This is a genomic window from Streptomyces sp. NPDC049577 (genome assembly GCF_040675635.1).
Lineage (GTDB): Bacteria > Actinomycetota > Actinomycetes > Streptomycetales > Streptomycetaceae > Streptomyces.
This window is the reverse complement of record NZ_JBFAPH010000014.1, coordinates 29,309-41,261: the sequence shown is the minus strand read 5'-3', so window position 1 is coordinate 41,261 and position 11,953 is coordinate 29,309. Positions and strand designations below refer to the sequence as shown.

15 protein-coding genes are annotated in these 11,953 nt (G+C 70.9%); 4 read left to right on the top strand and 11 right to left on the bottom strand.

The annotated features are described in order from the left end of the window. The coding region (locus AB0K09_RS03690; RefSeq protein ID WP_366063606.1) for a hypothetical protein at nucleotides 1-398 on the bottom strand (398 nt) is incomplete at its 3' end. Nucleotides 399-450: 52 nt separating this feature from the next. On the opposite strand from AB0K09_RS03690, the gene AB0K09_RS03685 reads away from it, so the two are divergent. Continuing rightward, nucleotides 451-828 carry a hypothetical protein gene (locus AB0K09_RS03685; protein ID WP_366063605.1) on the top strand — a complete coding sequence of 126 codons (378 nt, stop codon included), beginning with the start codon at nucleotides 451-453 and terminating at the stop codon, nucleotides 826-828. Between the two features lie 677 nt (nucleotides 829-1,505). On the opposite strand, the gene AB0K09_RS03680 is transcribed toward AB0K09_RS03685, so the two are convergent. The 6 genes from AB0K09_RS03680 to AB0K09_RS03655 all read right to left on the bottom strand — a co-directional run bounded on the left by AB0K09_RS03680 (nucleotide 1,506) and on the right by AB0K09_RS03655 (nucleotide 7,208). After that, nucleotides 1,506-3,179 (bottom strand): DNA cytosine methyltransferase, encoded by a 1,674-nt coding sequence (locus AB0K09_RS03680; RefSeq protein ID WP_366063604.1) that lies wholly within the window; start codon nucleotides 3,177-3,179, stop codon nucleotides 1,506-1,508. Nucleotides 3,180-3,800: 621 nt separating this feature from the next. Next, nucleotides 3,801-4,445 (bottom strand): hypothetical protein, encoded by a 645-nt coding sequence (locus AB0K09_RS03675; RefSeq protein WP_366063603.1) that lies wholly within the window; start codon nucleotides 4,443-4,445, stop codon nucleotides 3,801-3,803. A 181-nt stretch (nucleotides 4,446-4,626) separates the two neighbouring features. Further along, nucleotides 4,627-5,517 (bottom strand): hypothetical protein, encoded by an 891-nt coding sequence (locus AB0K09_RS03670; RefSeq protein ID WP_366063602.1) that lies wholly within the window; start codon nucleotides 5,515-5,517, stop codon nucleotides 4,627-4,629. A gap of 147 nt (nucleotides 5,518-5,664) precedes the next feature. Next, nucleotides 5,665-5,964 (bottom strand): hypothetical protein, encoded by a 300-nt coding sequence (locus AB0K09_RS03665; protein WP_366063601.1) that lies wholly within the window; start codon nucleotides 5,962-5,964, stop codon nucleotides 5,665-5,667. Nucleotides 5,965-6,052: 88 nt separating this feature from the next. Further along, nucleotides 6,053-6,370, bottom strand: coding sequence for a hypothetical protein (locus tag AB0K09_RS03660; RefSeq protein ID WP_366063600.1), 318 nt, complete (start codon nucleotides 6,368-6,370; stop codon nucleotides 6,053-6,055). Nucleotides 6,371-6,887: 517 nt separating this feature from the next. Further along, a complete protein-coding gene (locus AB0K09_RS03655; RefSeq protein WP_366063599.1) occupies nucleotides 6,888-7,208 on the bottom strand; it encodes a hypothetical protein in 321 nt (106 codons plus the stop codon). A gap of 652 nt (nucleotides 7,209-7,860) precedes the next feature. Here AB0K09_RS03655 and AB0K09_RS03650 point away from each other — a divergent pair. Beyond that, a complete protein-coding gene (locus tag AB0K09_RS03650) occupies nucleotides 7,861-7,986 on the top strand; it encodes a hypothetical protein (RefSeq protein ID WP_366063598.1) in 126 nt (41 codons plus the stop codon). A 306-nt stretch (nucleotides 7,987-8,292) separates the two neighbouring features. Here the strand turns inward: AB0K09_RS03650 and AB0K09_RS03645 are convergent, their stop codons facing one another. Both AB0K09_RS03645 and AB0K09_RS03640 read right to left on the bottom strand, forming a co-directional pair. Continuing rightward, a complete protein-coding gene (locus AB0K09_RS03645; RefSeq protein ID WP_366063597.1) occupies nucleotides 8,293-8,835 on the bottom strand; it encodes a flavoprotein in 543 nt (180 codons plus the stop codon). Then, the gene (locus AB0K09_RS03640) at nucleotides 8,832-10,073 is read right to left on the bottom strand and encodes a helix-turn-helix domain-containing protein (protein WP_366063596.1); all 1,242 of its coding nucleotides are present in this window, start codon (nucleotides 10,071-10,073) and stop codon (nucleotides 8,832-8,834) included. Before AB0K09_RS03640 ends, AB0K09_RS03645 begins: the two co-directional genes overlap by 4 nt. Before the next feature lie 79 nt (nucleotides 10,074-10,152). Between AB0K09_RS03640 and AB0K09_RS03635 the strand changes: the two genes are divergently transcribed. Both AB0K09_RS03635 and AB0K09_RS03630 read left to right on the top strand, forming a co-directional pair. Beyond that, complete coding sequence (locus tag AB0K09_RS03635; protein ID WP_366063595.1) at nucleotides 10,153-10,536, top strand: DUF6415 family natural product biosynthesis protein; 384 nt, start codon at nucleotides 10,153-10,155, stop codon at nucleotides 10,534-10,536. A 15-nt stretch (nucleotides 10,537-10,551) separates the two neighbouring features. Then, a complete protein-coding gene (locus tag AB0K09_RS03630) occupies nucleotides 10,552-10,704 on the top strand; it encodes a hypothetical protein (protein ID WP_366063594.1) in 153 nt (50 codons plus the stop codon). 469 nt (nucleotides 10,705-11,173) lie between these two features. Here AB0K09_RS03630 and AB0K09_RS03625 read toward each other — a convergent pair whose 3' ends face one another. Together AB0K09_RS03625 and AB0K09_RS03620 are read right to left on the bottom strand one after the other, a co-directional pair. Then, the gene (locus AB0K09_RS03625; RefSeq protein WP_366063593.1) at nucleotides 11,174-11,431 is read right to left on the bottom strand and encodes a hypothetical protein; all 258 of its coding nucleotides are present in this window, start codon (nucleotides 11,429-11,431) and stop codon (nucleotides 11,174-11,176) included. Next, nucleotides 11,428-11,781 (bottom strand): hypothetical protein, encoded by a 354-nt coding sequence (locus tag AB0K09_RS03620; protein WP_366063592.1) that lies wholly within the window; start codon nucleotides 11,779-11,781, stop codon nucleotides 11,428-11,430. The genes AB0K09_RS03625 and AB0K09_RS03620 overlap by 4 nt, the downstream gene beginning before the upstream one ends. Nucleotides 11,782-11,953 lie beyond the last annotated feature (172 nt).

Below are 11,953 nucleotides of genomic sequence, written 5' to 3'. Positions count from 1 at the left end.
GCGCTCTCCACCAGCAACCGCGGGACGCTCAGGTTGAGGCTGATGGCGCGCGCCTGTATCTGTATCGCCTCCTCGTCGGACATCTTCACGTCCGCCCGATGACGCCGACCGCCCTGCGCACGCGGCTGTCGGCCCGGGCTCCTGCGTCGTGCCTTCCGCACGGCCTGGTCGTTGTTCTCATCGACCGTCACGACCGAATTCCCCTCCCAGCGAAGCGACCCCCGAAGATCGGGGGACCACACGCAGTGTGCGCCGCTGGCCGCCCGCCGGGCCAGCACAAATCGATCAGCCCGGCTGATCGAATATCTTGCTCCCGCGTGGTGATCGCCGTCTGTCAACTGCGGATCGTGAGGCGGCCTGGTGAGCACCACCGACGGCGGGTCGTCGGCCGACTGCACGCGCGGGGGATAAGGCGTTCGCTCGGTGGTACTTGATCGCTAGTCTGCCGATATGACTGACGCCATTGGTATCCCCGCCGCCGAAGCGGCGGCCCGCGCACTCCTCGATGCGCGGCTCGCACCGATCCGGGAACTCGCAGCAGCACGGAACGAGCTCAAGGCGGCCGCAGACAATTACGCGCTCGCGTACGCCGCTTCGACGGCGGCCGGCTGGAGCACCGACGAGCTGACGGCACTCGACTACGAGGAGCCCGGTAAGCCCACGAAGCGCCGCTCGCGCGCGACAACCGGCAAGGCTCGGCGCGGCACGGGCAAGCGCGGACAGGCTGCCGAAACCGCTGCTGTTTCGGTCCCCGAAGCTCGGTCAGACAACGGCCAAGACTCGCCCGCGACCGCCGCGCCGGCTACGGCCGCTGCCGTCCAGCAGTAGCAGCGCAACGTCGCGAAGAGTGCCCGTGCTGGAAGGCGCCGGAGGGGCTACCACGGCGACCATCGCAGGCATCTCCGGCTGACCGTGACGTCGTAGAGAAGGGCCCCGCTTCGCGGGGCCCTTCCCGTAGTGCGCGCATCCCTCCCCGGCCGTTCCCGTGTCCGGCCGGGCTCCTCCGCGTCAAGGTCGTACGTCCGCTCCTCGCCGCGTCGCTCGTTCCTCACGACGCGCCTGCGGTGCGGGCGCTCCACCTTGACACTCCGTCCCCCGGCCTAAGGAAAGCCTTGACGGGGAGGGCGAGAAAAGGGTCGGCGCCCCAGGGCCTGGTGGGGGCCAGGGACATCTCGCGGGTGCGGCCCGCAGGGGTGGGGGTTCCAGGAAACTGGAACACGCGACAGTACCCGGCCCTGGTAACGGGGTGCCGTGTGCGCGGTCGCCTCGGCGCTTGTCCGGTGCCCCGCCATCGCTCCGGAGTCCTCTCTGCGTACCGCCACCGCGAATCGCTCCGGCTCCCGGAGCACAGCGTGAGCGTGCGCTATACCTGGCTTCTCTGGTCATGGTGGGCGGCGCTTCCCGGTGACCTTCGACACGCCCCGCTGTGACCACCCCTGGCTCGGCCGCGCTGCCCCGCGGGCCGGATCTTCAGCGGCCCGCCGGGGCTTCGTCGTGGGTGCTTGTCAGGCTGCGGGGAACAGCTCCAGCTGCGCCATTTCCCGGTGCTCGGTGCGCGGAGCGGGCAGGAGCGTGCGGTCGGTGTCGGCGGGGAAGTCGGCCCATCCCGGATCCGGCGCGTTCAGCCGGTAGACCCCTGCCTGGTAGGTGGCTGTGGGTTCGTACCAGTCCTCGCCTTGGACGGCGGCGGAGATGGCGGCGCCGATGAAGGGGCTCACCGGGTCGGCGATCATTTGCCCGATGTTCCTCTTGCCGAGGGCGTTCTTGCGGGCCGGGATGTAGGTCCACGGGTAGTCCCGGCGGAAGCCGACCAGGACGCCGAGTTCGGGGGCGGTGATGGTGCGGGTGCCCTCGCCCTGGGGGACGTGCGCGGGACGGACTTTGATGCCGTACCACGGGGCGGTGACACACGGGCCGACGTCGTTGAGCGGGAACGATCCGCCCCCCTTGGGCTTGCCCGTCTCCGGGTCGATGCCGCGCTTTCCGCGGGTGTCGGCCCACCAGTCGGCCGGGAGGTTGAGCGCGGTCGCGATGGAGACCTTCGGCAGGGCGGGACGGCCCTGATAGGGCTCGATCCGCCGGCCGAGTTCCGGCGCGGAGTCCGGCAGCCGGCCGGTGCGCTTGAGGACGTGCGCCCACATCGCGCGGGCCGCCTTGTCGCCGTCCACGTGGTCCGCGTAGCGGGGCTCCTCGTAGCGGGTGGCAACCATCCACGCGCGCACGCGGTGGGTGGCCGCGCCGTAGTCGGCGGCGTCGGCGACCTGCCATGAGCACCAGGCCCAGCCGAAGCCTTCCACGCTGGTGATCTCGGACTGGATGGCCTCGGCCAGGGCCGGGGACTGCTTGAGCAGGTTCGCGCTCTGCTCCATGGTGATGGACACCAGCGGGGCGCCGATCTGGACCAGGCACATCGGCCAGATCAGCATCTCGGCCATCAGCGCCGTACGGTCGTCGGAGACGACGCTCGCCGCCCACTTCCGGAAGTCCTCGGGGGTCATGCAGGGGGGCAAGTGGCCGCTGCCGCAGAGCTCGCCCCAGCCGTCGGCGTCGGGGTGGTCCTCCATGCCGTCGATGACGTCGCCGAAGTAGCCGTGAGGGCCGCCGTAGAGGCTGCACAGGTCGTCCACTTCCAGGAAGCCGAAGGCCTCGCTCGCCTGCCACATGACCGACTGGAGTTCGGAGATCTCGGCGGCGTTCCAGCCGGTGCGCTTGCCCGCGCCGGAAAGGGTCTGGCACGGCGGGGAGCCGTGGACGCGGCGCACGCCCCGCAGGACGGGGTGGCGGGGGTCGAGCGTGCGGATGTCCGCCTCGACCACCCAGTGCCCAGCGGCCCGGGCGGTGGCCGCGGCGTCGCGGTTGAACTCGATCAGCACCCAGTCGCCGCTGTCGTCCACTAGCCTCCGCCCGGCGGACATGCCGCCCGGGCCGCCGAACAACTCGATGCCGCGCTCCGGGTCGCCTTCGGCCCATGGCCGGGCCCAGTGCGGCGGGTAGGGGTAGGCGAAGTCGGTGCAGGCCTGGCAGTCGGCGCACTGCGCGCCGAGGCCGCAGACGATGCAGTCGGCGCAGGTCCAGCCGTCCCAGTCCAGTACCGCCGGCCGGAAGCCGTTCGCGTACGGGCGGCCGTCCTTGTCTGTCGCCGCGTCGGGGGCGGCGTCGCGCACAGGGGTGCTCAGCATGACTGTCCTTGATCGTTGAGAGTTCTCGGTGTGGGCCCGGGGCCCGGTGCCGGTCGGGGATTCCCGCCCCCTTCCGACATAGGCAATACTCTCAAGTTTTTGGGTGTCAGTCAACCCTTGAGACCCACAAAAGCGCAGGTCAGACGCACTTTTGAGAGAATTTCGGCGCGTCGAGCAGCGCCCTGGAAGCCCCCTGCGGCGGACGCCGTACGACGGGCCGGTCGGGGGGCTCCCTCCTCGGTCGGGCAGGCGTAGCCGATCGCGGGCCGTGTCGGGGTGCCAGGCTCGCGCTTGCGCGACCGCCGTAGGCGGCTTGGCCTGGCGGCCCGGCGCGGGCTGTGATCCCCTCCGGGGGCCCGGCCGAGGAGGGAGCCCCCCGACCCCACCTACCTTTCCCACTCACCGGCCCGCAGTTCACCGCGTTCCCCCTGCCCCCTCCGAGTGAGGGCCGGGGGCGTGGGGGCAGAGCCCCCGCCGCCTGGACCGGCACGCGTCGGCCGACCGGGTCCTGAACTCACCTCTTAAGAGGTGAGTTCAGTTTCGGGTGGATCGGCGGCCGGAAACGCCGATGGCCAGCGCGCCCGGGTCGGGATCGCGCTGGCCATCGCCCTGCCGGGCCTCCTACTGCCGGGCCTGCTTGCGGGCCTGGGTGACGATCTGCTTCCACGTACTCACGGACTGGCCGTGACGCTCGGCCAGGAGGGCGGCCACCTTCCCGGCCTCCATGTCGGGCATCGTGGCCAACGCCTCGGCAGCCAGCCGGACGCGTGCGTCGAGTACCTTCACCGCGCGAGCGCGGGCCTTGACGTCGGGACCAGATGGGCGTCCGCCCTTGGTGCCGAACCCGCTCATGGGGTCGTCGACCCATGCCCAGAGCTGGGCTCGGGTGCGGTATTCGCGGTCGCGGGTCTTCAGCTTCTCGACGCGGACCGGGTCCGGCCACTCCGGCGGAGGGTTCTTGGCGTACTGGGTGATGCGGGCGGGGTCGACGCCGAGCACGCGGGCCTGCCCCGCCGGCGGGAGCTCCTCGTCCGGATCGCCGCTGCGATCGACGCCGGACAGATCACGGGGCCGCTTGCGCTGCTCCGCGAACCACGCGTCCCACAGCTCCACGTCCCAGTGCATGACGCCGTCGATCTCGCGGGCCTCGGGGTGGCCGTTGGCCCGGCGGTCGCGCCACAGGCTCTTCAGCGTGGTCCCGCCATAGCCGCTGCGCTCGATCAGGTCCTCGCGGGTCGCCCACTGACGGCCGTCGATGGTCTTCATGGGTGTGCTCCAGGTGGTGGTGTCGGTCGCGGTTACGATATTGGGCGATGACTTTGGCTGAGGCGCCCACGTTGAGGGCCTTCGGTGGCTGAATCATCACGGCCCGGCGGGATTCCCACTTTTTAGCCCCGCCGGGCCGCTCTACGTCTCGCGCCGGGCGACCGTGACCTGCGGGCTGCCGTCAGAACAGTGTGTTCTGCGTCGCGTCGCCGTTCTCACAGGCTCGGGCGCATCGGCCGCCGCCGTGTGCCGCCGCCCCGTCCGGCCGAAGGTCGGCGCCCGGCTTCACCAGTACAGCTTCGAACTCCGCCGACGGGGGAGCGGAATTCCCACCCCGCTCCCCCCAGCCGGTGATGAAACGCTCAGTCGTCCATCCGTCGGCCCGGGCGTAGTTGTGGAAGTCGTCGCCGACCGCGTACTCGGCCGGCTCGTCGGCGGGCGCGCATACCCAGGTGTCGACCGGGCCGGGCGTCTCCTGCTGGCCGCTGAGCCACCGGTGGATGTCCGGCTGGACCTCGAAGAGGTCGCCGTCCTCGTCCTCGGCGTAGAACTGGGACGCGCCGCCGAAGCCGTGGGCGTCCGCGTAGTCCCACACGCAGACCAGGTAGGGGCCGCCCGCATCGAAGATGCGGCCGAAGATGGTCCGGATGTCGTCGGCGCTGTAACCGTCCTTGAACCGGCCGTGCAGGTCGGCGAGCTGGGTCAGCGGGTCCGGCGCGGTCTCCTCGCCGGCCTCACTCCTGGCGCCTGGCGTGGGCTGCTCGCCCTCCTGGTCCTCGTGCTCGCCGCCGTGCTCGATGATCAGGTCGCGGACGGCCTCGACCGGCACCTCGAGGAACAGCGCGCCGTCGTCGGGATCGCCACCGGTCAGCCACTCCGCCCACCGGTCCTCGTTCTCCCATGCCTCGGTGTCGGGGGCGGTCAGGCCCGACATCAGGAAGACCTGGTCCGCCGTGTCGGCGCCGGGCTGCGTCTTGAGGGTGAGGACGTGGCCGTCGGCGAGCCGGATGTGGTCGAAGAGGTCGTGGGTCCCGCCAGCCGTGAGGCTGTCGAGTCGGGGTGTGCTGGTCATGGGTGATTCCTCCGCTGTGTTGAGGTGGTTCGGTATGGCCCGGGCGGGCGGGGATTCCCGCCCCCGCTCGCCCGGGCTCCCATCGAGCCGGTCGCCGTAGTCCAGTTCGCCGTGGCGGGCTGGATCGGGCGGGCCCGTGGGGTGGTGCTAGTCCTCGTCCGTGACGTCGACCACGAGGTATCCGACCGTCCCGTTCTGGTCGACAAACAGCTCCTCGTCGGCGTCCAGGACCAGCTCATCGAGCCGGAGGCGGTGTCCGCACAGGCAGGTGGCGAGACCATGCACGTCGACGCACAGACGCCCGTGTCCGCAGGCGCCGCAGAGGATCGCGATCACATCGCCCGGCTCGGGATTGGGACTGGAGATGGGTGCGGCCGTAGAGGTGTTCGGGTAGCGGCACTCGATGTCCGGCTCTCCGATACGGAACGGCAGGGGGGCGGTGTTCATGAATGTGCTCCTTGTCGAGGTTGGTTCGGTGGCTGGGCCCGCGAGCGGACGGGGATTCCCGCCCCCGCCCGCTCGCGGGGTTGACCGGTCAGTGGACCGGGTTGGCCCGGTACTCCATGAGGAAGAGCTGGAAGTCAGGGCCGTCGGGGTCCTTGGCGGCGAGAAGGGCGCCGTAGAGACGGACCGACTCGGCGAAGGTCAGCGCGCGCACGCCGTGCTGGAGGAGGTAGTCGTTGATCTCCTCGACCGCCTCGTCGGCGAAGAAGAACGGCTCGACCAGGCCGTGGATCCCGGCGGGCTCGCCGTCGCTCCAGAGCTGGACGGAGAAGGTGCGCAGGACCGGGTCGAAGACCGGCCGGAGTTCGGTGGTGCCGTCGACGGTGAAGGGACCGAAGGTGGTGTCCATGACGGGGCCTTTCGTTGAGGTTTTCGGTGGCGTGGGGCCCTGGAGCCCGGTGCCGGTCGGGGATTCCCGCCCCCTTCCGACATAGACAATACTCTCAAGTTTTTGGGTGTGAGTCAACCCCTGGCATCCAGAAAATCGCAGGTTAGAGGCGTTTTTTGAAGGAACTCAGGCGTGCCGACCGGCCTCCGGAGGCCCCTCCGGCGGACGCCGCGCCAGGCCGGTCCGGGCCGCAGCCAGACGCCCGGCCACGACGATGCGCGCGCCGAGCGGAGCGCCCACGACGGTCCCGGCCACATCGCGGCAGCAGCTGCTCCCCCTCAGCCACAGCCGGGCGGTGCGGTCGCCTCACGCACCGGCATGCGTGACGGCGGGGGAACGGCGGCCAGCCCATGACCGGACCGGCGGACAGCGAGCCGCCGTGCCACCGCCCACCCTCCCCCCGCTGCTGGCCGCCTTTCCCAGCCCGGGCCGGTCCGCAGTCGGCAGCCAGAGGTGGCCACGGAGACACCTCAGGGCTCTAACGCGTCAAGTCCTCGTCGGTGTGTCCGTGGTTCCCCCAGCGGTTCCAGAGCGTGCGGTGCCATTCGTCGGCGTCGGTGCCGGGCGGTGCGACCGACGGCGTAGGGCCTGGGCTGGTCTCGATCAGGTGCAGCAGCGACCAGGCAACGCCGTAGCAGTCGTCGGGACCGAAACAGGCCGCCAGGGCTTCCGCCTCGTCGGGTGTGACGGGCGCCGATATGGCTTCGAGCTGTTTGACTCGCCGGTCGATCACCTCCTCGCCAGCCTCCCAGTCGGGAAGGGAGCCGGCAGCGACGAATGCCTCAACTTCGGGTCTCATCTGCGAATGATCGACGGCTGTGGGCGACCTGGACAAGGCGCGCTGTGACGAGTCAGTACGTGCGTGTTTCCGAACTCCCGATGCTGGCCCCCGATACCCTGGGATCGGACGGTCCCTCTAGGCCGTCTTCCTGGCCATCAAGCCGGGCCCCTGGGCCAAGGTGACCGCGGTGGACTTGGTTTCTGTCCCAGGCGTATCTGCTGCCCCGATGGTTCCGTTCGGGTTCCCGTCACCGTGACGGTTCAGCGAACGGCGCCGTTCTCCGACTCTTGGCATCCCGTGGCACTGACCTGCCACTTCCGGGTTCGGTGTCCCGTCTCACGAGATCTTGCCGCTGTCTCACCGGGCGTTGCCTGATTCGCAGGTGAGGGACAAGGTCTGGTGAGACAGTGCAGGTCAACGAGATGCCGCCCGGGCGGCAACCAGCCTTGGAAGCGCGCCTGAGTGACAACATCAAGTGAGACGGCGGGGGTGCGGCGTCCCACCGGCCCTTGTCTCTTCGCAGGTCAGGGCGTCGCTCGGCGGCAAGATCGAATGAGACAGGACATTCGGAAACACGCACTACGTGTTTCTGAACCTCGTCTCGTTCAGCCGGGCACCGGGAGGGCCCTGCCTCCACGATCCGGCCGGGGACATGCGGCACGATCGGGCCATGACCGAAGAGGAGCACGACGATCTGCTGGAAGAGAGCGTGGCGGACGAACTCGACATGCACTACGCGGCCGTGGCCGGAGTCGCGGACGCCGACGAGCTGGACGAGTTGCTGGACGAGAGCTGACCCGCCGGTGGAGCGTCGACCGCCCACACGACGTGGCCGCGGCGGCCGGCGCTCACCCGGCGATGTTCACCGCTCCTGCTCCAGCTGCCTGTTGGTCGTCAGTCCGGGTAGTAGTCGTTCCAATCAGCGACGCAGTCAGGGCAGAGCCTGAGCATGCTCGGGTCCTCCGGGTGGGGCACGACACCTTCGTCTTGGCAGGTCTTGCAGGCGGCCACTGCGCAATTACCTTCTGGTCGATACCGGAACAGTGCTGATGGGCGTGCGCGGACCTCTCACCAGATGCAGGACCCGCGCGCTACACCTGGGTCAGGCAAGGAGGGCGTCGATGGCCGCCTGCCACGGGTAGCTGTCGAGGTCGCCCTTGCGGGGCGGGTGGTGGATGAACCCGCCATCGCCCAGGAGCAGGTGAACACCGGCCTCGCGCAGGGTGGACACGCTGCGGGGGACGGCCGGGTGCTGGGACTGCGCGCTGTTCCAGTGCGGCAGGGCGACGATGGGCAGGTCCAGGCCGATGGCCTCGGTAATCAGGCCCAGGGCCAGGGTGTCGGAGATGCCAGCGGCCCATTTGTGGAGGGTGTTGGTGGTGAGCGGGGCGACGAGGATCGCGTCGGGCTCGGGCAGCACGTCCGGCTGCGAGGGCAGCTTGTACTGCCAGCGGACGGGGTGGCCGGTGAGGGCTTCCAGGGCCTCGATCTCGCCGTCGGCGTCCTCGCTCGCCCACCGGTAGGCGGACGGCGTCAGGATCGCGCACACGTCCCAGCCGCGCTCCTGGGCAGCGCGGATGGGGATGTTGAGGCGGCGGGCGGGCGGGGCGGCGCAGGCGATGAGGTACAGCGTTCGTGTGGTCACCGGGGCAGTCCACAACGGGCGGCCAGGGCGCGCAACCGCCCCTCCGCGCCCGCGTTGCCGGTGCCGAGCAGTCGCAGGTCTTCGACGAGGGCCTTGGTGCGCGGCCGGCACGCCACCTCCTCGGGGGCGAGCCGCTCGGCTTCTAAGAGCGTGTCGACCGCCTCCGCGCGCAGTCCGGCCTGGGTCTCGGCGTGGGCCCGGTCGGTCAGCAGGTGGGCGCGGCGTTCGCGCGGCAGGCCGGCCAGTGCTGCGTCGGGGATGTCGGCCGCGACGGCCAGGGCCTGCTCGCCCTCGCGGAGCTGGACGTGCGCGGCCACCCGGTACAGCGCCACGTTCGTCGGCCCGAACGCGGTCCACAGCCGGTTGTCGTCGGTGCCGAGGCGGGCGGCGTGTTCGTCGGCCTGGTCGAGGAGGTCGGGCACGGCGCGGGCGAGCGCGGCGGGCTGCCGGTCGTCGGCCTCGGCCGCGGCGGCCTGCGCCATGCTCGCCTTCAGCCACAGCATGCCCAGCACCGACAGCCCGTCCGCGCCGCACTGGAGCAAGTCTGCCTGGAGGCGGCCGGCGGCGGCGGTCGCGAACTCAACGGCGGCCTGGGGCTGACCGTGATGGGTGAGCGCGTCGGCCAGGTGGCGGGCGGCGGACGCCATGATGACGGGGTCCTCGCTGCGCTCGGCGGCCGCGACCGCGCGCTGCCCGGCGGTGACCGCCAACTCGCTGTCGCCCCACTTCACGGCGGCCGCCTCGACCAGCTCCAGCGTCAGCGACAGCAGCCGGAACGCCTGCCGGCGCTCCTCGCCCTCGTAGTGGCCGGCGGCGCGGGTGGCGTCCACCAGCAGCGCGGGCAGCTGCGCGCCGAGCTGCGCGAAGTGCCCGGCCTGGAAACCGTCGCGGGCGTGGACCAGGGCGCGGCGCACCGCTGCCACGGGGGCCGCCTCGGCGCAGGTGCCGCTCCAGCCGGTCAGGACGTCGTGGCGGTGCAGCGCGGCCCGCACCGCTTCGACTTCGGAGGCCGACGGGCACAGCACGGCCGGATCGTGCAGGAGACGGTCGACGCTCACGCCCAGGCGCAGGGCCGCGAGCTGCACGATGGACAGCTGCGGGTCAGCCTGGCGGTGGCCACCCTCCAGATCCTGTACCCACCGCACGGACTTGCCCATGAGCGCGGCGAACGAATGCTGGGAGAGGCGTCGGCGGGTGCGCCAGTAGGCGACGCGGCGACCGAACTGGATCGTGTCCATGGCGGCTCCTGAAAGCCGGATCGACGACCCACGCACATTGCGTGGGTCACCCCCGGTATACCGCTCCTACCGTCCCCGTATGGCCAAGTCCAAGACCTCTCCCCCTTCCCAGCAACGCCTCACGTCGATGATGGCCGGCGAGAACCCGCCGGTGGATCTGGAGACGATCCGCGCAACCGTCCGCCGCGCCCTCGTCGAACGCCCCGTCCTCCCCCGCGCGGAAGAGGCTCTTGAGATCACCCGAGCCCTGCGCAGCCACCTGGCGGTCCTGGTCGAGGCGGCCGTGGCCCGCCGGAACCAGCACCGCCGGAACTCAGGCCCGTGGTACCTCTGGGAGACCGTCATCGACCGGGCGCGCCGCGACATGTACCAGGGACCCGGCTGCGGCCTGCGCTCGGCCGTCACGCACATGCAGGCCCTCGGCCGCACCGCCGAACACATCCTCAACCAGCTCGACCAGTAACGGCCCGCCGACGTCGTGGAGAGCGGCGGCCGCCGGCGCCGCGTCCACGCCGTACGCACCGACCACTCCACGCCGCTCGCGCCCCGCGTCGTCCTGGTCTTCCGCGACGGCGGCCCGACCCTGCGCCTGTCACCCGATACCCGCCTGCCCATCACGCGCACCAGCTAGCCCCGTCGGCGGCCTCCTCCCCACCCGGCCGCCGACGGCACGAAGCCCCCGAGCGCGCCAAACCCCCACGCGCCCGGGGGCTTCATCACGTCCACAGCCGAGCACGCGATCATGCCGGCCGGGCCGCGGGCAGCGTGCGCCATCCACCGCGGCTACGTCGTCGAGGCCGACGGCTGGCGACGCCTCGTCGCAGCCGCCTACACCGACCACTCCACTCCCCTCTCGCCGCCCATCGTCCTCCACTTCCAGGACAGCGGATCGACGCTCCGCGTACACCCCCACACACGGCTCCGGGTCGCCTGCACTCCCCAGCTGCGAACTAAAACGGCCGTTTTGGCAATCCCGTCGGCACCCCCCTGTACTCACCTCTTAAGAGGTGAGTACAGGGGTACGAAGAAGCCCCCGGCCCCGCAAGTGCGGCGGGCCGGGGGCTTCTTCGTACCCCCAGGGTGATTTTGAGCAGGGTGGGTCAAGGGTGCCCAATCAACCAGACGACCGTCACCTCGACCCGATCCGGGAACACCCGGTAGCCGATGGAGACCCTTGCCTTGTCGAGCACCAGCCGCCGCAGTGCGTTCGGCCCACGGCCCTCGAACTCGATGCCCGCCTCGTACGGCCTGCTGGCGAGCACGTCCCGCTCGGCGTCGATAACCGCGCGCCGCTGGTCGGGGGCCAGGCTGCCGATACCGCGACGAGCCTCGTCGGTGTAGGTGACGCGGTAGGTCACGTCTGCGCCCCCCGCGGCTCCATCGTCTCCATGTCGTAGTCGGCCCACACCTCCTCGGAGGAGTGCGTCGTCGACGTGCCAGCCGCCGAGTCCGCAACAGCAGCCCGGATCACCGGGTGGACCAGGGACAGCCACACCGCCCGGTACTCCGCGAACAGGGCACGCGCCTCATCGAGGCCCGCAGGGTCAGTGGTGCGGATCGCGCCGAGCCGAGCATCGAAGGCGGTGAGATCAGCGGTGGACACGGCAGCGAGCGCCGCGCGCAGCCCAGCGACGTCCTGGGGCCCCTCATCGTCCTCGATCCGGTACGGCGAACGGGTCGGGTACGCCTCCGTCGGCTGTGCACTCATCGGAACCTCCTCATGCTGTCTGTGCCCAGTCTGCTGGATCCTGGCACTGCGTGGACCGGGATCAGAACGGCCGGGGCGTTACCGGCCCGGGGCGCCCTCGCCCACCAGCCAGCGGTGGAGATACACATGTGACGGGCAGGGCTAGTGGGACTCTTGTAGGGTCTCGCCGCTC

Excerpts from the sequence above, each read along its gene's own strand:
- AB0K09_RS03680 (WP_366063604.1), bottom strand. The coding sequence starts at position 3,179 with ATGCTGAGCACCCCTGTGCGCGACGCCGCCCCCGACGCGGCGACAGAC.
- AB0K09_RS03650 (WP_366063598.1), top strand. The coding sequence starts at position 7,861 with ATGACCGAAGAGGAGCACGACGATCTGCTGGAAGAGAGCGTGGCGGAC.
- AB0K09_RS03665 (WP_366063601.1), bottom strand. The coding sequence starts at position 5,964 with ATGAACACCGCCCCCCTGCCGTTCCGTATCGGAGAGCCGGACATCGAG.
- AB0K09_RS03640 (WP_366063596.1), bottom strand. The coding sequence starts at position 10,073 with ATGGACACGATCCAGTTCGGTCGCCGCGTCGCCTACTGGCGCACCCGC.
- AB0K09_RS03620 (WP_366063592.1), bottom strand. The coding sequence starts at position 11,781 with ATGAGTGCACAGCCGACGGAGGCGTACCCGACCCGTTCGCCGTACCGG.
- AB0K09_RS03635 (WP_366063595.1), top strand. The coding sequence starts at position 10,153 with ATGGCCAAGTCCAAGACCTCTCCCCCTTCCCAGCAACGCCTCACGTCG.
- AB0K09_RS03685 (WP_366063605.1), top strand. The coding sequence starts at position 451 with ATGACTGACGCCATTGGTATCCCCGCCGCCGAAGCGGCGGCCCGCGCA.
- AB0K09_RS03660 (WP_366063600.1), bottom strand. The coding sequence starts at position 6,370 with ATGGACACCACCTTCGGTCCCTTCACCGTCGACGGCACCACCGAACTC.
- AB0K09_RS03670 (WP_366063602.1), bottom strand. The coding sequence starts at position 5,517 with ATGACCAGCACACCCCGACTCGACAGCCTCACGGCTGGCGGGACCCAC.
- AB0K09_RS03655 (WP_366063599.1), bottom strand. The coding sequence starts at position 7,208 with ATGAGACCCGAAGTTGAGGCATTCGTCGCTGCCGGCTCCCTTCCCGAC.
- AB0K09_RS03675 (WP_366063603.1), bottom strand. The coding sequence starts at position 4,445 with ATGAAGACCATCGACGGCCGTCAGTGGGCGACCCGCGAGGACCTGATC.